This window comes from Ramlibacter sp. AN1133 (assembly GCF_037890035.1).
Lineage (GTDB): Bacteria > Pseudomonadota > Gammaproteobacteria > Burkholderiales > Burkholderiaceae_C > Ramlibacter.
This window is the reverse complement of record NZ_JBBKTQ010000024.1, coordinates 1-18,673: the sequence shown is the minus strand read 5'-3', so window position 1 is coordinate 18,673 and position 18,673 is coordinate 1. Positions and strand designations below refer to the sequence as shown.

The window sequence follows — 18,673 nt, the reverse complement described above, 5'->3', positions numbered from 1 at the left end:
CCCTTCATGACCGAAAGCCCCTCCGCTCCCGTCGCCATGCGCCCGCTCGCGCTGGCCGGCGGCCAGCCGCGCTACCTGCAGCTCGCGCAGACGCTCCTCAACGAGATCGAGGGCGGCAAGTACCCGGTCGGCTCGCAGCTGCCGACCGAGTTCGCGCTGTGCGAGCAGTTCGGCGTGAGCCGGGCGACGGCGCGGGAGGCGGTCAAGCGGCTGGTGCAGATGGGGCTGGTGGTGCGGCAGCCGCGCGTGGGCACCACCGTGCGCGCCCGCAGCGCCAGCACGGGCTACCGCCAGAGCACGACGGAAGTGGGCGACCTGCTGCAGTACGCGGCCGACACCACGCTGCGGATCGAATCGCGCGAGACGCGCGAGATCGACGCCGCGCAGGCCGAAATGCTGGAGGCCTCGCCCGGCGAGACCTGGCTGCACCTGAAGGGCCGCCGCCATGCGCCGGGGCAGCCCCAGCCGATCTGCACCACCGAGCTGTGGCTGCACCCGGCCTTCCGCTCGATCCGGGGCCTGGAAGGGGCGCTCACGAGCGCGGTGCATTCGGCGATCGAGCAGCAGTTCGGCGAGGTGATCACCGAGGTCGAACAGGAGATCCGCGCCGTGGCGCTCGGCCGCGCCGATGCGCAGGCACTCGACGCGCCGGCGAAGAGTCCGGCGCTGTGGGTCTGCCGCAAGTACCGCAACCGCCTCGGCCAGCTGGTGGAACTCGCGATCAGCACGCACCCGGCCGACCGCTTCAGCTACAGCACCGTGCTGCGGCGCGAATGGGGCGCGGGCGGCCGATGACGAACACCTGGCGGCCGCTGGCCGTGACGCTGGCCATCCAGGCCCTGGTGGCGATGGCGCTGATCGCCGTGCCCGTGATGGCCCCCGTGCTGGCGCAGGACCTGGGCATCTCCAGCACCTATGTCGGCATCTACGTCGGCGTCGTGTATGCCGCCGCGATGCTGGCCAGCCTGTCGGCCGGGGCCGCCGTCGCCCGCTTCGGCGCGATCCGGGTCAGCCAGGTCGCACTCGTTCTCTGTGCCGCGGGCCTCGCGCTCTCCACCCTGGGATCGGTGTGGGCCATGGCCCTGGGCGCCGTGCTGGTGGGGCTGGGCTACGGCCCCGTGACGCCGGCCAGCTCGCACCTGCTGGCCCGCACGACGCCGGCCGACCGCATGTCGCTGGTGTTCTCCATCAAGCAGACCGGCGTGCCGCTGGGCGGCGTGCTGGCCGGCGCGCTGGTGCCGCCCCTGCTGGTGCTCGGATGGCGCGGCGCGCTGCTGGCCGTCGCGGCCGCGAACATCGCCTGCATCTTCGTCGCGCAGCCGCTGCGCGCGCCGCTGGACGCCGACCGCGATCCGCACCGGCCGCTGGTGCTGGGCAACCTGGCGCAGCCGATCCGCATCGTGCTGGCGCATCCGCCGCTGCGCCTGCTGGCGGGCGTGTCCTTCCTGTTCTCGATCGCGCAGCTCTCGCTCACGACCTATCTGGTGACCTACCTGCACGACATCCTCTCCTACGGGCTGGTGGCGGCGGGCCTCGCGCTGTCGGTGTCGCAGGCCGCCGGCGTCGTCGGGCGGGTGCTGTGGGGCTACGTGTCGGACCGCTACCTGGGCGCGCGCCGCATGCTCGCCACGCTGGCGGCGCTGGTGAGCGTCTGCGCGCTGCTGACCGCGGCGCTGCAGCCGGCGATGTCCACCGCCGTGGTGCTGGTGGTGCTCGCGCTGTTCGGCGCTTCGGCGATCGGCTGGAACGGCGTGTACCTCGCGGAAGTGGCCCGCGAAGCGCCGGCGGGCCAGGCGAGCATCGCCACCGGCGGCACGCTGGCGATCACCTTCCTCGGCGTGGTGCTGGGCCCGCCCGCCTTCGGCGCGCTGTCGGGCGCCACGGGCAGCTACCGCATCGGCTTCGTGGCCGTCGCGCTGGCGCTGGTCCTCTGTCTCGCCGCCTTGCTGCGGCCCCTGCGCAAGGGGGCCGCCCCGATCCGGAGCATTCCATGAACCCGTCCGCCCGCAGCTATCTCTTCGTTCCCGGCGACCGGCCGGAGCGCTTCGACAAGGCCGTCGCCACCGGCGCACATGCCGTGATCCTCGACCTCGAGGACGCCGTGACGCCCGAGCGCAAGGTGCAGGCCCGCCAGGCCATCGCGCAGTGGCTGGCGCAGACCTCGGCGCGCGCCTTCGTGCGCGTCAACCCCGAGGGCACGCCGTGGCACGACGACGACTGCGAGCTGCTGGTCGATTCCGCCCAGCTCGCCGGCGTGATGGTGCCCAAGGCGGAGGACCACACCAGCATCGCGCGGCTGGCGCGCCACCTCGGCGACGGCCAGGAGCTGATCCCGCTGGTGGAAACGGTGGCCGGCCATTTCGAGGCCGGCGCGCTGGCGCGCATCCCGCGCGTGAGCCGGCTGGCGTTCGGCTCCTTCGATTTCATGGCCGATTCGGGCATCCAGGCCGACGGCGAGGAGCTCGATGCGGTGCGCACGAACCTCGTGCTGGTCTCGCGCCATGCCGGCCTGCGCCCACCGATCGATGGCGTGTCGCTGGCGATCGACGACGCGGCGCAGCTCGAAGCCGACGTGCGGCGCTCGCGCCGCTTCGGCATGGGCGCCAAGCTGTGCATCCACCCGAAGCAGGTGCCCATCGTGCATGCCGGCTTCGCGCCGAAGCCGGAGGAGGTGGCCTGGGCGCGGCGCGTGATCGAGGCGCTGGCGTCCGGGCCGCTCGGCGCCATCGCGGTGGACGGCAAGCTGGTGGACCGGCCGATCGCCTTGCGGGCCGAGGCGATCCTGGCCGAAGCGGGCGAGGGCGCGTCCGCCTGAGATAATCGGCGCGCCGGCGGCCTTGCGTCGCCGCGCGCTCCCTGGTTCCCCCAGGGCATCCACCTGCCCGTAGCTCAACTGGATAGAGCAGCTGCCTTCTAAGCAGCAGGTCGGGGGTTCGAGTCCCTCCGGGCAGGCCAGATCGGCGTCCCACCAAGTCCCAAATCGTCTCGAAAGCCGCGTCTCCAGAGCACACCGGCAAGCCGGCCGGCGACAAGCACGCGGATGGCGCCGGCACGTACCTGTTGGCTCGCCAGCGGCGGGACAAGGCCCGTGAGTTGTTGGCGGAAGGCCTCGACCCTCGCCTCGCCAAGCGGGCCGGGAAGCTCGCCACTGCCGCCGCTGCGGCGAACACGTTCGAGGCTGTGGCCCGGGAACTTCACGCCACGAAGGCGGGCTCCTGGAGTCCGAACTACGCTGCGCGCTGGATCGAGCGCAGAGAGAAGGATGTCTTTCCGTACCTGGGCGGCCTGCGCCTGCCGGACATCACGGCGCCAATGGTGCTGGAAGTCCTCCGCAAGGTAGAGAAACGGGTGCCAACGAAACCGCCCACACGTTGCGTCAAACGACGGGTCATCAATTCGGAGTGACTCGCGCCGGTTCCGCGATGTCCGTCGTGCAGGAAAGGAGCAAGGGCGGCAGCGCTGCCTGCCCCGCGGAGCCAGGCGCCAACCGGCTCGCTCCTTGCAGCACGAGGGTCCGGGCGAGTGCGGCCGCAGTCGCCCGGGCCGGCTGCGCTGCATCCAGCCGCGGCGGCAATGCGCCGGAACGTCGCTCCAGGTACACCGCGCCATACCAGACCGGCGCGTGGGTGCGGCCCGCCGCATCGCGCACCTCCACGTTCGAACTCCACAGGCGCAGCACCTGCCGCATCGCAGGCTGATCGGAAGCCGGCGCGACGAAGGTCAGCACCGCCCGGCGACCCTGGTCGAGACGCGGAAGGACCGGCCTCTCGTCCTGGCTGGCCTGCGATGCGAAGGCCAGCAGGACCGACTGCGTGTTCCATCGTGGCGCCTGCTGCCAGCCGACCTGCTGCAGGAGACGCAGGGCATCCTCGCGGCTGCATGCCAGCTGCAGGTCGAAGCGCTCCTCTTCGTCGCCCGCCATTTCGCGACGCTGCAACGGCAGCCGTCGCCAGCCCTCACGCTGCCAGTCGGCCCCGGAGAGCACCTGCGGCCGCGGCGGCGCCAGCGCATAGAGCTTCTGGTCCGCAGCGCCGTGCCAGCGGCTCCAGCCCGCCAGCATGACGACGATCGCGAGCCCGGCGACGGCAGCGAGCTTTCGCGGCGCCAGGTCCTCGCCCACGGCGCGGCGCGTGTAGACCATGGAAACGAATGCGACCCAGGCCAGCCCGAAGCTCGCGCCGGCGGCCACGTCGGAAAACCAGTGGGCACCAAGATAGAGCCGCGAGAAGGCCACCATCACGACGTACAGCGTCACCGCCATGCCGACGCCGCTGCGCCAGGTGCCGGACTGCCGGCGGCTGACCAGGAATGCCAGGAACCCCAGCACGACGACCGAAACGGTCGCGTGGCCGCTCGGAAAGGAGAACTGCTCGCCGCCGTCGTAGAGTGCGAGCGGGCGCTGCCGGCCGAGCGTGTTCTTCAGGACCTGGACCATCAGCTCCGCAAACGCGGCCGAGCCCACCCAGTACGTTGCGGTGCGCCAGCACCGTCGCCACAGGAGCCAGGCCAGCACCACGGCCACGAGCGGCAGCATCACCCCGACGCTGCCCGCCTGCGTGACCAGCACCATCAGCTGGTCGGCGGCAGGCGTGCGCAACTGCTGCAGGAAGCCGAACACACTCAGGTCCGCCTGCACCAGCGGATCCTTCGCCACGACATCCTCCAGCAGGCCGAAGAACAGCCAACCTGCGGCCAGCAGGATCCCCATGCCGGCGAGCATGCCCTGCGAACCCGTGCCGGCCGGCTCGAGGACGAGCAGCGGCAGGCGTGCGAGACGCGAGCTCCTGCGGCGCAGGAACACCACGGCGGCATCGCGCCAGCGTGCGGCCAAGGGCGCCAGGCGCCGGCGCAGCAGGCCGACCGAGAACGCCGCCAGCCAGAGCAGGGCTGCGAGCACGATCAGCAGCAGCGCGATGCGGCCACTGACCCGTTCGGCGAGCTGGAGGGACGAGCCGAACAGCGCCCCGGGGAGGATGTGCACGGGCGCCCACAGCAAGGCCGAGAGGATGTTCATCCCGTAGAACCGGGCGCGCGGCATCGCCCCCAGGCCGGCGAGCAGCGGAACGAACGCGCGCAGCGCGCCGGCAAAGCGGGCGATGAAGATGCTGGCCGCACCGCGCCTGCGCACCAGGTCCTGCGCGCGATCGAGCCACTGTGCACGCGTGTTCGCGATCTCCCGCATGCGCTCCCGCAGGCGCGGATGCCGGCCGGCCTCGAAGCTCAGGGCGTCGCCCGCGACCGCACCGGCGAAGGCGATGGAGACCGTCGGCAGCCAGGGCAGCGATCCATGGCCGACCAGGACGCCGGCGCAGAACAGGATGACCGCGGCGGGAACGAAGGTGCCGACGACTGCCAGGGATTCCGTGAATGCGACGAGGCCCACCACCGCGAGGGCCAGGACCGGATGGACGCCCGCTGTATCGATGAGGGCTCTGACCGTCGGCCCGGTCATCTTGCGTCTCCGGTTTTCGTACCGGTCACGGCGCCCATCCCTGGATCCCATCCTCGCCGAAAGCAGCTCCGGCGGGGACCGCGCCCAGCGCCCCAGCCTGCGTTTTCGCACTCGTGGCCGCCTCGGTCACGGAGTACCTCGGGCGTCGGTTCGCGGAGCATCGGGCATGCGGCCTTCTTGCGGCCTATCCGGCCCGCGCCACCACCGGTGGCGCGCACAGCCAGGCCGACGCAGCGGCAAGGATGGCACGCAATCCGGTTTCCAGGGTGGGATGGATCACCGGCGCGAACATCGGCGAGTGGTTGCTCGGGATGCGGTTGACCGCCTTCTCCTGCACGGCCTTCGCGTACAGCTGCGGGTCGGTGCCGCCCACGAACCAGAACACGTAGGGCACGCCCCAGGTGCGACCGAAGACGCTGAAGTCCTCGCTGGCCGACGCCGGGTTCGCTGCCAGCGTGGCCCTGGCGCCGAACTCGGCGTGGAAGGCGTCGGCCAGCGTGCGCGTGGCCTGCACGTCGTTCTCCGTGAGCGGATAGCTGTTGATCGTGGTGAACTCCGGCGGCCGCTCGGCACCCGACGCATCGCATTCGGCGCAGCAGATGCGGCGGATGGCCTTGAGCATGTACTCGCGCGTGTCGTCGCTGAAGGTGCGCATGTTCAGCTTGATCGTCGCGTCGTCCGGGATGATGTTCTCCTTGGTGCCGGCCTGCAGCGAGCCGACGGTGAGCACCGCGGGCTCCGAAGGCGCGATCTCGCGCGAGACGATCGTCTGCAGCCGCAGGGTGGTGGCCGCGGCCATGATCACCGGGTCGATGGAGGTCTGCGGTTGCGAGCCGTGCGAGCCGCGCCCGAAGAGGCGGATCTTCAGGCTGTCGCCGGCCGACAGTGCGACGCCCGGGCGGAAGTTCACCGTGCCGGCGGCGCCGACCATGACGTGCTGGCCCAGGATGATGTCGGGCCGCGGGAAGCGGCCTTCGCCCCAGTCGCGCACCATGCTGGCGGCACCCTGCGCGGTCTCCTCCCCCGGCTGGAAGACGAGCATCGCGGTGCCGGACCACGCACCACGGTTCTCTGCCAGGATGCGCGCGGCTCCCAGCAACCAGGTCACGTGCATGTCGTGGCCGCAGGAATGCGCGACGCCGACGGTGGCACCGTCCTCGTCCTTCGAGGTGACGGTGCTCGCATAGGGCAGGCCGGTCTTCTCCTGCATGGGCAGGGCGTCCATGTCGGCGCGCAGCATCACGGTGGGGCCGGCGCCGTTGCGCAGCACGGCCACGACGCCAGTGACGCCGATCTCGCGGGTGACCTCGTAGCCCAGGGCCTGCACGTAGTCGGCGGCGATCTTCGCCGTGCGAACCTCGTGCATGGACAACTCCGGATGGCGGTGCACATCGGTGTAGATCGCCTCGAGTTCGTCCAGCAGCGGCTGTCCAAGCTGTTTCAGGGCTTGCGTCAAGGGGCTCATGCGCTGCTCCTTCCGTGAGACTCTGCATCCTAGGCCTGGGCGGCTGCTGCCGCCTGCCGCGCATGCGCATCGGCCAGCATCTCGCGCAGGGAATGCCGTTCCTGGATGAGGGCGCGGTATTCGTCGGGCAGGGAGCGCACGGTCTGCTCGGCGTCGGCCAGGATCCCCACGATGACGACCAGCGACTGCAGGGTGGAAATCTCGACCACCCGCACCGGCTCGCCGTCGTTGATGAGGGGCACGTTGTTCTCGTGCAGTGCATGCAGCACCAGCTTCACACCGATGAAGGCGAGGATGGTCGCCAGCCCGCAGGAGAGGTACAGCAGCCGCTCCAGCAGGCGCCGGCTCTGTCCGGTGTGGCCCTCGATCGCGGCGAGGGACTTGGGCGCGAGCGCCGCGTCCGCCGGCGGCCCCTCGATCTTGTATCGCATTTGCGATACACTGCCGGCATGAAGACTGCAACCCTGCCCGCCATTCGCGTCGAGCCCGAGCTGCGCGAGAAGATCGAGGCGGTGCTCGATCAGGGCGAGACCTTGTCCAGCTTCATGGAAGCGACGCTGCGCAGCGCGGTGGAATTCAGGGCGATCCGGAACGAATTCCACGCGCGTGGCAAACGCTCGCAGGAGCACTTCGACGCCACCGGGATCTCGTACGCCACGGAAGAAGTCCTGGAGAAGCTGCGGGCCAAGACGCAGCGGCGGCGCGAGCAACTGCTCCGCAAATGAGCTTCACGGTTCGCTGGAGCGAGGCAGCCCTGGCCGACCTTGAGCGTCTGCACGAATTCCTGCTGCAGCGCGCCACGGTCCTGGAAGACCTCGATCTGGCGGACCGGGCGCTCGAGGCGATCCAGTCGGCCGGCGACGATCTGCTTGCGCGCACACCCTTCAGCTTTCGCAAGGCCGCACGCAGCCCGGTCTGGCGCGAACTCGTCATCCCTTTCGGAAGCACTGGGTATGTCGCTCTCTATGAAATCCGCCCCGCCAGCCAACTCGTCGTGGTCCATGCGGTGCGGCATCAGCGCGAGGAAGACTACCATTGACAGAACGTGAGGCGTAGGAGAGCCAAAGCTCGATGGTCGCTGTCGGCCCCTCTGGAGAAGATCGAGGAACGGCGGTTCGACCTGCGAATCCAGCAGGAAGAAATGACGGTACCTCTGGCGGTACCTGGATCCATCGAATTAGGAAGCGCCAGCATTGGCGCGCCCAGGCGGCCGGTATTGGGCACCCTCCGGGCAGGCCAATTGGGGTCCCTGGAAGTCCCAAGTCGTCTCCAAGACCGCGTTTTTCAGAGGGAGACGGCCAATCAGGCTGTTCCAGACGCTCCCGGCCCGTACCATCGCTGGCATAGACAGTCGGCAGATGCACGGTCATCAGTCAGCCCACTGCTGAAAGCGGTCCTTGCTTCGTCGAAGGTGCTGTGGTGCCTCGCTTTAGCCAACCGGCACAGGCCTGCTGCAAGTCATCGAGATAAGTGAACACCGCCGGGACGACCAGCAGGGAGAGCAATGTCGACGTGATCAGCCCGCCGAGCACCGAGATCGCCATCGGTTGACGGAAGCTCGGGTCGGCCCCCACGCCCATTGCCAAGGGCAGCATGCCCGCACCCATTGCTATGGTGGTCATCACGATCGGGCGGCTGCGCTTGTGGCAGGCGTCCACCAGGGCCTCGGTGCGGCGCATGCCGCCACGGCGCGCCACGATGGCGTATTCCACGAGCAGAATCGAGTTCTTCGTCACCACGCCCATCAGCATGACGAGGCCGATCATCGACGGCATCGACAGGCCGCTGCGCGTCACCAGCAGGGCCACGAAGGCGCCGCCGATCGACAGGGGCAGGGCGGCCAGGATGGTCACCGGCTGCAGGAAGTCCTTGAACAGCAGCACCAGCACGCCCCAGATGCACAGCACGCCGACGGCCATCGCCACGCCGAAGCTCACGAACAGCGCCTGCATCTCCTGCGCGTCGCCCAGTTCCACCACCTTCACCTGCGGCGGCAGCTTGCGCAGCGAAGGCAGCGCGAGCGCCTCCTCGTGCAGTTCACCCAGGCTGCGCGATCCCAGTTCCACCTCCAGCGTCACGTTGCGGCGGCGGTCCAGCCGGGCGATCTGCGCCGGCCCGCTGGCCAGCTGCAGCGAAGCGACGTTGGCCAGCAGCACGGGCCCATCCTTGCCGGGGACGGTGAGGCGCTGCAGCGCCTGCAGGTCGGCCCGTGCGCTGTCCGGCAGCTTGACGCGCACCGGGACCTGGCGCTCGCTCAGGTTCAACTTGGGCAGGCCGGTGCTGTAGTCGCCGGCGGTCGCCACGCGCACCGTCTCCGCGATGCTGGCCGCCGTCACGCCGAGGTCCGCGGCGCGCGCGAAGTCCGGCCGCACGATGATCTCCGGCCGCGCGAGGCTGGCGCTGGAGGACACGGTGCCGATGCCCTTGAGCGTGCGCAGTTCGCGCTCCGCCCGCTGCGCCACCGAGGCGAGCACGGCCGCATCGTCGCCCTGCAGCACGATCTGCATCTTCACGCCGTTGTCCTGCGCGCCGACGCCGAAGCGCGCACCGGGGATCTCGGACAGGCGCTTGCGGATCTCCCCCTCGATCGCCCGCACCGAAGCGTGGCGCTGGGTGCGGTGGGTGAGCGAGAGCGTGAGCACCGCGCGCCGCGCTTCGGCCGCCGTCCCCGGAGCGAACACGTCGCCCGAGGAGCCGCCGCCCACCGAGCTGAAGACGTGCTTGACGTCCGGCACCGTCAGCGCCACCTGGCGTGCCCGCTCCGCGATCGCCAGCGTCTCGGCCAGCGTGCTGCCCGGTGGCAACTCGATGTTCACCTGGGTCTGCGCGCGGTCGCCGGCCGGCACGAAGCCCGTGGGCAGCAGGGCGACGAGGCTGACCGAGGCGACGAAGAACAGGCCGGCGCCGAAGGCCGTCACGGCACGGTGCTTCAGGCACCAGCGCATCGCGCGCAGGTACCAGGTCATGAGCTTGCCATCCTGCTCCTCGTGCAGGCCGCCTCTGAGCAGGTACGCGGCCATGACCGGCGTGAGGAAGCGCGCCACCAGCAGCGAGGCGAGGATGGCCACCACGGCGGTCCAGCCGAACTGCTTGAAGAACTTGCCGGGAATGCCGCCCATGAAGGCCGTGGGCAGGAACACCGCCACCAGCGCGAAGGTGGTCGCGATCACGGCCAGCCCGATCTCGTCGGCCGCATCCAGCGCCGCCTGCATCGGCGACTTGCCCATGCGCAGGTGGCGCGAGATGTTCTCCACTTCCACGATGGCATCGTCCACCAGGATGCCCACCACCAGCGCCAGCGCGAGCAGGGTCACCGTGTTGAGCGTGAAGCCGAAGGCCGCCATGCCGAGGAAGGCAGGGATCGCCGACAGGGGCAGGGCGGCCGCCGCGACCAGGGTTGCGCGCCAGTCGCGCAGGAACCACCAGACGACCAGGATTGCCAGCACCGCTCCTTCGTACAGCAGGTGCATGGAGCCGTCGAAGTTCTCCTGCACCGGCTGGGAGTTGTCGATCTCCTCGCGCAGCTGGATGCGCGGCGACTCCGCGGAGAGTTTCTTCAGCGCGGAACGCACGCCCGCGGCCACCTCCAGCTCGCTGGCGCCGCGGGAGCGGAATACTTCGATGCCGACCACGCGCTGGCCGTCTTGCAGCGCGAGGCTGCGCTGCTCCGCCACCGTGTCCGCGAGCTGCGCGACCTGGTCCAGCCGCACGCGCCGGCCATCGGCCAGCGGCAGTTCCACCGCGGCGAGTTCGGCCGCGGTGCGCACCGTGGCGATGGTGCGCACCGTCTGTTCGGTGCCGCCGACGTCGCCGCGGCCGCCGGGCGCTTCCTGCTGCACCTGCTTCAGGCGCCGCGAGACGTCCAGCGCCGAGACGTTCAGCGCCGCCATCTTCACCGCATCGAGTTCCACGCGCACTTCGCGCGTCGCGCCGCCCACGCGCTTGACCGCGCCGACACCGGGCACGGAGAGCAGAGCCTTGGACAGCTTGTCGTCGACGTACCAGGACAGCTCCTGCTCGTCGAGGCTGTCCGAAGAGGCACTGAGCACCTGCACCACGCGGCCGGCGGTGCTGGCCTTGCCGATCACGGGCTCCTTCAGGTCGCCCGGCAGGTCGGAGCGCACGCGGCTGACCGCATCGCGCACCTCGGTGACGGCGTCCGACGGATCCTTCTCGATCACGAACTCCACCACCATGGAGACCTCGCCATCGAGCACCGTGGTGTGGATGTGCTTGACGCCCTGCACGGTGGCGACGCTGTCCTCGATCTTGCGCGCCACCTCGGTCTCCAGCTGCGCCGGCGCGGCGCCTTCCAGTTGCGCGTTCACAGTGACGATCGGCAGCTCGATGTCGGGGAACTCCTGCACCGGGTCGGCCCGGAAGGCCCAGACGCCCGCCAGCGTGAGCAGGCCGAACAGCAGCACCACCAGCACGGGGTTGCGGATCGCGTAGGCGGAGAAATTCATGGGGTCACCACCTTCACCAGGTCGCCGTCGTTGAGGAAGCCGGCACCGCCGGCGACGAATCGCATGTCGGGCGCGAGCCCTTCCAGCACCTCGATGCCGTCGGCCAGCTGGCGGCCGGTGCGCACCTTGACCTGGCGCACGCGGCCGGCGTCGGCCAAAGCGAACACGTAGCTGAAGCCGTCGCGCAGCACCAGCGCCTGCTGCGGCACCGTCAGCGCGCTGCTGCCGCCGAGGTCGAAGCTGCCGTGCGCGAACATGCCGGCCTTCAGCTGCGGCGAGCGTGGCAGGTCGACATAGACCAGCGCCGTGCGGTTGCGCGCATCGACCGTGGGTGCGACCTGGCGCACGCGTCCCGCCACGCTGCTTCCGTCGGCGCCCTGAACGCTGACGCCGCTGCCCGGGCGCAGGTGCGAGGCCTCCTGCGGCGTGACCTCGGCGCGCCATTCGAGGCGGCCGCCGCGGATCAGGCGGAACAGCTCCTGGCCCGCCGGCACCACCGCGCCGGCGGTGGCGCTGCGCGCGGAGATCACGCCGTCGTCGGGCGCCAGCACCTGAGTCTTGGCCAGGCGCAGGCGCTGCACGCGTGCCGCGGCGCGCTGCGCTTCCAGCCGCGCCAGCGCCGTCTGCTCCGCGGTCAGGAACTGCTGCACCTGCTGGTCGCTCAGCGCGCCGCTGCTCGCCAGGCCGCGCGCGCGCTGCGCATTCGCCGCGGCTTCGGCGGCATGCGCCTGCGCCTCGCCCACCGCGGCCTCGATCTGCGCCAGTTCCGCTTCCACGGTGTCGCGCTCGAAGCTGGCCAGCACGTCGCCGCGCCGCACCACGTCGCCGACGTTGACGTTCACGGCGGCCAGGCGCAGGCCGTTCGCTTCCGAGCCGACGCTGGCTTCCTGCCAGGCCATCACGGTGCCGTGGGCATCGAGGTGGCGCGGCAGCTGCCGCAGCTGCGGCTGGGCGAGCCGCACGGTCAGGGCGGGGGCGGGGGCGGCGGTGGCGGCCGGCTCGGGCGTGGCGCGGGCGTCTTGCAGCACCATCAGGGCCGCGCCGGCCACGGCCAGGGCCGCGGTGCCGGCCCACACGAGGGTGATGCGAAAGCGGGAAGTCATAGGGGGGTCTCCGGGGCAAGGGATGCGGTGGGAGCGCCCGGGGCCTGCCAGCCGCCGCCGAGCGCGCGATACAAGGTGATCCAGGCCTGCGTGCGTTCTTCTTCCAGGTCGATCAGCGCGACCTGCGCCTGCACGTCGCTGCGGCGCGCCTCCTCCAGCTCGAACAGGCTGGCCAGGCCGCCGCGGTAGCGCGCGTCGGTCGCCTGCAGCGAGATGCGAAAGCCCTCGGCCGCGATGCGGGCGTCGGCGGCACGGCCTTCGGTGCCTTGCAGCGACTGCAGCGCGTCTTCCACCTCGCGCACGGCCTGGCGCGCGCGGGCCTGGTAGGCGGACAGGGCTTCGTCGTAGCGCGCCCGCGCGGCCTGCGACGCGGCGGCGCGGCGGCCGGCGTCGAACACGGGCAGCACCAGCGAGATCGGGCCGAAGCTCCAGATCGAGCCGTCGGCGCTGCCCAGCGAGCTGGTGGCGCGCGCGAAGCCGAAATTGCCCTGCAGCGCCAGGCGCGGCAACTGCTGCGCCCGCGTCTGCGTCACTTCCTCGCCGGCCGCCAGCAGGTTGCGTTCGGCCGCATGCAGGTCCGGGCGCTGTGCCAGCGCCTGCGCGGGCAGCTGCGTGACGGCGATGCCGGGCGGGTGCGGCAGCCGCGCGGTCGACGCGGCCAGCTCGGCGCGCAGGCGGGCGGCCTCCATGCCGGTGGCGGCGACCAGCGCGTTGACCAGCGTCTCGCACTGCCCGCGCCGCTGCGTCGCGCCGGCGCGGGCCTGGGCCGCGCTGGCGCGGGCCAGCGCCACGTTGCCGGCGGTCTGCAGGCCGAACTGCGCGCTGGCGGCCGTGAGGCGCGCCGTCTCCTCGCGCGAGGCGACGTCGATCTCGGCCTGCACCAGCCTGGCCTGGCAGGCGCGCAGGGCGACGTAGCCCGAAGCGGTCTCCGCGGCGAGGGCGACGCGGGCCTCGTGCCAGCCGGCGTCGGCGGCCTGCAGGCGGGCCTGCGCGGCCCGCGCGCCGGCGCGGTTGCCACCGGCCAGGTCCAGCTCCCAGGCCATCTGGAGGCCGGCGCTGGTCGTGCGCGCCAGCGGCTGGCCCAGCTCGTCGCGGCCGCGCGCGGCGCCGGCGCTGGCGTCCACCGCGGGCAGGAGAGCCGCACCCGCCGCGATGCGATTGGCGCGGGCCTGCGCGATGCGCGCGGTGGCCGCGGCGAGGTCCGGGCTCGCCGCCTGGGCGGCTTCGATCAGGCGAACCAGCAGCGGGTCGTCGAAGGCGGCCCACCAGTCCCGCAGGGCGGCCGTGTCGCCGCCGTGGGGGAGGGCGCCTTGCCAGGCCTCGGGCAGCGCCTGGGCGTGCAGGGCGGGCACGGCCGCGAGCGCGGCGAGGGCCAGCAGCTGCGGCCTCACCGCGGCTCTCCGGAAGGCACGGTCGCGAGCTGCGCGGCCAGCCAGTCGAGCAGCGCGCGGCCGGAGGAGAATTCGGCCGTCTCGCCGCTGACGATGTGGACGACGCGGCCGAGCAGCGCACCGGCCGGCGCGCCCGCGTCACGATGCAGCTGCACGACGTAGGCGCGCGACTGCGGATAGGTGGGTTGCGTGTGGAGGACCATGGCGTCCAGTGTGGAAAAAAGGCCCTCCGAAGTCGTTTCGCGCCGGTCCGGTTTCGGTCTGGATTCGGTCGCGCGATCGGGCTAGAGTGGCGACGCAACCGGGGGGATGCCATGCCCGATGTGCAGCCGCTGCTGGCGCAGTTCGATCGCTTCGTCCTCGACGAGGCCAATGCGCGGATCGCGCGCGACGGCGTGGCGCTCGAGCTGCCGCCGCGGGCCTTCGCGGTGCTGTGCGCGCTGGCCCGCCAGGGCGGCCGGCTGGTGGTCAAGGACGCGCTGCTGCAGGAGGTGTGGGGCCACCAGTTCGTGAGCGAATCGGTGCTCAAGACCACCGTGAGCCAGCTGCGCGCCGCGCTGGCCGACGACCCCAAGACCCCGCGCTACATCGAGACCGCACCGCGGCGCGGCTACCGCTTCATCGCGCCGCTGCAGGCGACGGCGTCGCCGGCGACGGTGCTGCCACCCGCCGTGCAGGCGCCGCCGCTGCCAGCGCCCGTGACAGCGCCGCTGCCCGCGCCCGTGACAGCGGCAATGCCGGCGCCAATGCCCGCGCCAATACCCGCGCCCGCGCCCGAAAGCCTCCTCATCGCCCGCGACGCGGCCCTGGCCGTGCTGCGCGCCCGCCTTGCCCAGGCCGGCCAGGGCCGCTGCCAGCTCGTGTTGCTGGCGGGCGAGCCGGGCATCGGCAAGAGCACGCTGGTCAACCACTTCCTGCACGAACAGGCGCAGGTGCCCCAGGCCCTGGGCCAATGCGTGGAGCAGTACGGCACCGGCGAGCCCTACCTGCCGATCCTGGAGGCGCTCAACGCGCTGTGCCGGCCGCAGGAAGGCGCGGCGTTGCGTGCGCTGATGCGGCAGGTGGCGCCGACCTGGTTGGTGCAACTGCCCTGGTACCTCACCGATGCCGACCGCCTGCAGCTGCAGCGCGAAGTGGCCGGTGCCACGCAGCAGCGCATGCTGCGCGAACTGGGCGAGCTGCTGGACCGGCACACTGCCGGCACGCCGCTGATCCTGCTGCTGGAAGACCTGCACTGGAGCGACGAGGCCACGGTGCAGGCGATCGGCTACCTCGCGCGACGGCGCGGAACGGCCTGCCTGCTGCTCCTGGGCACGCTGCGGCCGGCCGAAGTGATCGCGGCCGACCACCCTCTGCAGGGCCTGCGGCAGGAACTGAAGCTGCACGGCGCCTGCGAGGAGATCGAGCTGGAGTCCTTCTCGGAGGCGGAGGTGGCCGCCTGGCTCGCCCGCCGCCTGCCGGGGCAGTCCATGCCCGACACCTTCGTGCGGCGCCTGCACGGCCACACCGAGGGGCTGCCGCTGTTCCTGGCCAACGTGGTCGACACGCTGCAGGCCGAAGGCCGGCTGGCCCAGGCGGAGGACGCGCCCCTCACCGTGCCGCGCAACATCGCCGGCGTGCTGGAACGCCAGTTCGCGCGCCTGTCGCCCGAGCTGCAGCGCTGGCTCGGCGCGGCCAGCGTCGCCGGCATGGAGTTCCCCGACCTCACGCTCGCCGAGGTGCTGGAGGTTGACGGCGAGGCCCTGCGCGCGGCCTTCGACGGCCTGGTGCGCCAGCAGCGCTGGCTGCGTTCGGCGGGCTGGATGAACCTCGCCGACGGCAGGCTGGCCGCGCGCTTCGCCTTCAGTCACGCCCTGCACCGGCACGTGCTGTACCAGGCGCTGGGCGAGGCGCAGCGCGTGGCCTGGCACCGCCGCTTCGGCGCCGTGCTGGAACGCGCGCTGGCGCCCGGCCACGCGGGCCTGGCGGGCGAACTGGCGATGCACTTCGAGCGCGGGCAGGATCCCGCGCGCGCCATCCACTACCTGCAGCGCGGCGCCGCCGCGGCGCTGAGCCGCTTCGCGCCGGGCGAGACCGTGCAGTCGGCGCGCCATGGCCTGGCCCTGCTCGCACGGCTGCAGGAGCAGGACACGCGCGAGCAGGAGCTCGAACTGCGCGTGCTGGAAGGGGTGGCGCTGGCCCAGCAGACGGTGTTCTCCAGCCCGGAGGTCGGCGCCGTGTTCGACCGCGCGCAGCAGTTATGCGACGAACTGCCGCCGCGCCCCGCCCACGCCCGCGCGCTGCACGGCCTGTGGTGGGTGACCTTCGGCCGCGGTGAGCTGCAGCGGGCCCGCGCGCTCGCCGAGCGCATCCTGGAGCTCGGGCGCAGCGCCGGCGACCCCAGCCTGCTGGTCGCCGGCGGCGGCGCACTGGGCATGACGCTGGCCCACATCGGCGACTTCGCGGCGGCACGCCGGGCGCTGGAAGGCGCGCTGGCCGCCTATGCCGCGGCCGGCCCCGAGCTGACGATGGAGCTGTTCGTGCAGGACCCCGGGGTGGAGGCGATGGGCTACCTCGGCCTGCTGGCGTGGTGGACGGGATGCCCCAGCCGCGCGCGGGCGTATTTCGCCCAGGCCGAAGCAGCGGCCCTGCGCTGCAAGCATCCGCCGACGCTGGCGGTGGCGCTGCACATGGCGAGCATCCTCAATGCGGTGGCGCGCGAATACGACCAGGTGCTGGAGAAGACCCGGCGCATCCACCGGCTGGTGGAAGGCCACTGGCTCACCGGCGGCACCAGCATCCACGGCTGGCTGCAGGGCCGCGCGCTGGTGGCCACGGGCGCCGTCGAAGAAGGCCTGGCGCAGATGCGCCAGGCGGCGGAGCATTGCCGCGCGAGCGGCCTGCGCGTGGGCTTCACCGGCTTCCACCACATGTACGCCGACGCCTGCCGCAGCGTGGGCCGCAACGACGAGGCCTGGGCCTCGCTGGAGCAGGGCATCGCGCTGGCGCACGCCAGCGGCGAACTGTGCGTGCTGGGGCCGCTGCACCGCTCACGCGCGGAGCTGCTGCTCGCGCGCGGCGACGCGGCCGCGGCGCAAGCGGATCTCCTGCAGGCGATCGCGCTGGCGCGCGAGCGCGAGGCCCTGCAGCACGAACTGGAGGCGCGGCTGCTGTGGTGCATGCTGCCGCAGGTCAAGCGCGCCCGCGCCCGCACCGCGCTGCAGGAGGTGCTCGCGCGCTATGGCGACGGGGACAGCCTGGCCGTGCGGGCCGCGCGTCAGTGGCTCGAAGGCGCGCCGGCGCGCGCCTGAAGCCGCACCGAATCCAGACCGCATCGCGACGGTTTCGAGACGACTTTCACCGGGTCGGTCCCTAGTCTTGCAACACCGGTCGACGCACAGCGACGCCGGTGCAAGCCAACCCTCCGACCGACCCCAAAGGAAGCCCTCATGAACCGCCACTTCCAGCACTCCCTGTTCGCCTTCGTTGCCGCCTGCGCGCTCAACGCCCACGCCGAATCGCCCATGCCCTCCAGCGACGCCTTCGTCTCGACGAAGACACGGGCCGCCGTGCAGGCGGAACTGGCGGCCTTCCGGCAGTCCGGCGTCAATCCCTGGTCCGTCTCGTACGACCCGCTGCGCAGCTTCAACGGCAGCGCCAGCCGCGAGCAGGTGAAGGCCGACTACCTCGCCGCGCGCGAGCAGGTGCAGGCCTTTGCCGGCGAGGACAGCGGCTCGGCCTGGCTCGCCCGCCGCGTCGTGCCGGCGTCCAGCGCGCTCGTCCAGTTGCGCGGGCTGGAAAACTAGGCTGCACGCCTGGCGTGCCGCGGGCGATGGGATGCACTCGCGCCCCATCGCCCGCGGCGACACCCTGGAGCACACCATGTTCCACACCACCAGCGGAAAGTTCCAGCTTCGCTTCCAGTCGCTGTCCCGGACAGGTTGCGATTTCGCATTCTCCTGCGACCAACACGGCCACGTCGACCTCGATGGCATGGGCGAGCGGGAACGGCTCAACTATCTGTATGCGCGTGCCATGATCGGCCGCGAAGTCGCGTACCCAGCGGTGGAAGTCATCACATTGCAGTGACGACCGCTGACTTGACCTTCGCGGCCGCGGACACGCCGTGCATCGCCTCGCCGCCTCGCCGCATTCTTCCGGAGTTCCTGATGCACAACCTGAAATCCCACACTCACGCCCCCGACCTGGACGTGCTGGTCGTGGGCCCCGAAGAGATCGCTGACGCGGCGGCTGTGGGCTACGCGCCTTGGGAGGAGGCTTGCTTGAGCAAGGAGTGGATCGACACCGAGCGCGAGGACCAGGCGCCGGACACCGGCAGATCGCTCCATCCTGGCGAACAGCTTCGGAGTGGGGAGGGATTCCGGTACCCGGTATTGGAACAGGCCGAAATTCTTGAGGCCTTGGTCGACTGCGCCGAGCGGCACTTCAGGAATACCGGGGAAGTACCTTCAGGTTTGGGACGAGCTCGGAGAGATCTACGCAGAGATCAAAGTTTGGGCTCTGCCGCCATGGGGCGCATGACCCGGGCTCAGACGGCAGAATCGATGGCAAGCCCGTTGAGGTGAAAACCATCTCGCCGGAGAAGGCGAACGACCATGTGCTGGTCAAGCGTCAAGGCGACTTTGAGCAGTTGCTGATTGCCTGCGCCCTTGGCGGGAGCCCCCGGCAGAGCGCCCTGCAATTTCCTCCGGGAAAGCGTAAGGTTGCAGCCTTGCGAGAGAAGGAGCACGGGCGACATGATGCGACGCCAACTGGTGAAGATCCTTGCTGCGGCTGGCCTGGATGGCGTTGCGCGG

17 protein-coding genes and 1 tRNA gene are annotated in these 18,673 nt (G+C 71.4%); 10 read left to right on the top strand and 8 right to left on the bottom strand.

Annotation, left to right across the window (positions count from 1 at the left end; genetic code table 11):
• The first annotated feature begins 6 nt into the window (after nucleotides 1–6).
• The 5 genes from WG923_RS24590 to WG923_RS24570 all read left to right on the top strand — a co-directional run bounded on the left by WG923_RS24590 (nucleotide 7) and on the right by WG923_RS24570 (nucleotide 3,405).
• Entirely contained in the window at nucleotides 7–795 is a 789-nt protein-coding gene (locus tag WG923_RS24590) for a GntR family transcriptional regulator (protein ID WP_340353649.1), read from the top strand.
• Nucleotides 792–1,994 (top strand): MFS transporter, encoded by a 1,203-nt coding sequence (locus tag WG923_RS24585; protein ID WP_340353648.1) that lies wholly within the window; start codon nucleotides 792–794, stop codon nucleotides 1,992–1,994. The genes WG923_RS24590 and WG923_RS24585 overlap by 4 nt, the downstream gene beginning before the upstream one ends.
• Nucleotides 1,991–2,815 (top strand): HpcH/HpaI aldolase/citrate lyase family protein, encoded by an 825-nt coding sequence (locus WG923_RS24580; protein WP_340353647.1) that lies wholly within the window; start codon nucleotides 1,991–1,993, stop codon nucleotides 2,813–2,815. Before WG923_RS24585 ends, WG923_RS24580 begins: the two co-directional genes overlap by 4 nt.
• 63 nt (nucleotides 2,816–2,878) lie before the next feature.
• Nucleotides 2,879–2,955 (top strand) — tRNA-Arg (locus WG923_RS24575).
• Between the two features lie 141 nt (nucleotides 2,956–3,096).
• Nucleotides 3,097–3,405: a phage integrase central domain-containing protein gene (locus tag WG923_RS24570; RefSeq protein ID WP_340353646.1), complete on the top strand. Its 309-nt coding sequence runs from the start codon at nucleotides 3,097–3,099 to the stop codon at nucleotides 3,403–3,405.
• On the opposite strand, the gene WG923_RS24565 is transcribed toward WG923_RS24570, so the two are convergent.
• From WG923_RS24565 to WG923_RS24555, 3 genes are all read right to left on the bottom strand, one after another.
• Nucleotides 3,392–5,452 (bottom strand): bifunctional DedA family/phosphatase PAP2 family protein, encoded by a 2,061-nt coding sequence (locus tag WG923_RS24565; RefSeq protein WP_340353645.1) that lies wholly within the window; start codon nucleotides 5,450–5,452, stop codon nucleotides 3,392–3,394. The two genes, WG923_RS24570 and WG923_RS24565, sit on opposite strands and share 14 nt — an antisense overlap.
• Nucleotides 5,453–5,636: 184 nt before the next feature.
• Nucleotides 5,637–6,917 (bottom strand): M20 family metallopeptidase, encoded by a 1,281-nt coding sequence (locus WG923_RS24560; RefSeq protein ID WP_340353644.1) that lies wholly within the window; start codon nucleotides 6,915–6,917, stop codon nucleotides 5,637–5,639.
• 29 nt (nucleotides 6,918–6,946) lie between these two features.
• On the bottom strand, nucleotides 6,947–7,348 hold the full coding sequence (locus tag WG923_RS24555; protein WP_340353643.1) for a hypothetical protein: 402 nt from the start codon (nucleotides 7,346–7,348) through the stop codon (nucleotides 6,947–6,949).
• A gap of 18 nt (nucleotides 7,349–7,366) precedes the next feature.
• Between WG923_RS24555 and WG923_RS24550 the strand changes: the two genes are divergently transcribed.
• Together WG923_RS24550 and WG923_RS24545 are read left to right on the top strand one after the other, a co-directional pair.
• Nucleotides 7,367–7,642: a YlcI/YnfO family protein gene (locus WG923_RS24550; protein ID WP_340353642.1), complete on the top strand. Its 276-nt coding sequence runs from the start codon at nucleotides 7,367–7,369 to the stop codon at nucleotides 7,640–7,642.
• A complete protein-coding gene (locus tag WG923_RS24545) occupies nucleotides 7,639–7,956 on the top strand; it encodes a type II toxin-antitoxin system RelE/ParE family toxin (RefSeq protein WP_340353641.1) in 318 nt (105 codons plus the stop codon). The genes WG923_RS24550 and WG923_RS24545 overlap by 4 nt, the downstream gene beginning before the upstream one ends.
• Before the next feature lie 334 nt (nucleotides 7,957–8,290).
• Here the strand turns inward: WG923_RS24545 and WG923_RS24540 are convergent, their stop codons facing one another.
• From WG923_RS24540 to WG923_RS24525, 4 genes are read right to left on the bottom strand one after another with little or no spacing between them, the layout of a single operon-like run.
• Complete coding sequence (locus WG923_RS24540; protein ID WP_340353640.1) at nucleotides 8,291–11,383, bottom strand: efflux RND transporter permease subunit; 3,093 nt, start codon at nucleotides 11,381–11,383, stop codon at nucleotides 8,291–8,293.
• Nucleotides 11,380–12,486: an efflux RND transporter periplasmic adaptor subunit gene (locus WG923_RS24535; RefSeq protein ID WP_340353639.1), complete on the bottom strand. Its 1,107-nt coding sequence runs from the start codon at nucleotides 12,484–12,486 to the stop codon at nucleotides 11,380–11,382. The genes WG923_RS24540 and WG923_RS24535 overlap by 4 nt, the downstream gene beginning before the upstream one ends.
• The gene (locus tag WG923_RS24530) at nucleotides 12,483–13,877 is read right to left on the bottom strand and encodes an efflux transporter outer membrane subunit (RefSeq protein ID WP_340353638.1); all 1,395 of its coding nucleotides are present in this window, start codon (nucleotides 13,875–13,877) and stop codon (nucleotides 12,483–12,485) included. The genes WG923_RS24535 and WG923_RS24530 overlap by 4 nt, the downstream gene beginning before the upstream one ends.
• Nucleotides 13,874–14,080 carry a hypothetical protein gene (locus WG923_RS24525; RefSeq protein ID WP_340353637.1) on the bottom strand — a complete coding sequence of 69 codons (207 nt, stop codon included), beginning with the start codon at nucleotides 14,078–14,080 and terminating at the stop codon, nucleotides 13,874–13,876. The genes WG923_RS24530 and WG923_RS24525 overlap by 4 nt, the downstream gene beginning before the upstream one ends.
• Nucleotides 14,081–14,191: 111 nt before the next feature.
• On the opposite strand from WG923_RS24525, the gene WG923_RS24520 reads away from it, so the two are divergent.
• The 3 genes from WG923_RS24520 (at nucleotide 14,192) to WG923_RS24510 (ending at nucleotide 17,945) form a co-directional block, all read left to right on the top strand.
• Entirely contained in the window at nucleotides 14,192–17,167 is a 2,976-nt protein-coding gene (locus WG923_RS24520; RefSeq protein ID WP_340353636.1) for an AAA family ATPase, read from the top strand.
• A gap of 138 nt (nucleotides 17,168–17,305) precedes the next feature.
• Entirely contained in the window at nucleotides 17,306–17,662 is a 357-nt protein-coding gene (locus WG923_RS24515; RefSeq protein ID WP_340353635.1) for a DUF4148 domain-containing protein, read from the top strand.
• Between the two features lie 76 nt (nucleotides 17,663–17,738).
• On the top strand, nucleotides 17,739–17,945 hold the full coding sequence (locus tag WG923_RS24510; RefSeq protein WP_340353634.1) for a hypothetical protein: 207 nt from the start codon (nucleotides 17,739–17,741) through the stop codon (nucleotides 17,943–17,945).
• A 460-nt stretch (nucleotides 17,946–18,405) separates the two neighbouring features.
• On the opposite strand, the gene WG923_RS24505 is transcribed toward WG923_RS24510, so the two are convergent.
• On the bottom strand, nucleotides 18,406–18,673 hold a 268-nt coding region (locus WG923_RS24505), incomplete at its 5' end, for a hypothetical protein (RefSeq protein ID WP_340353633.1).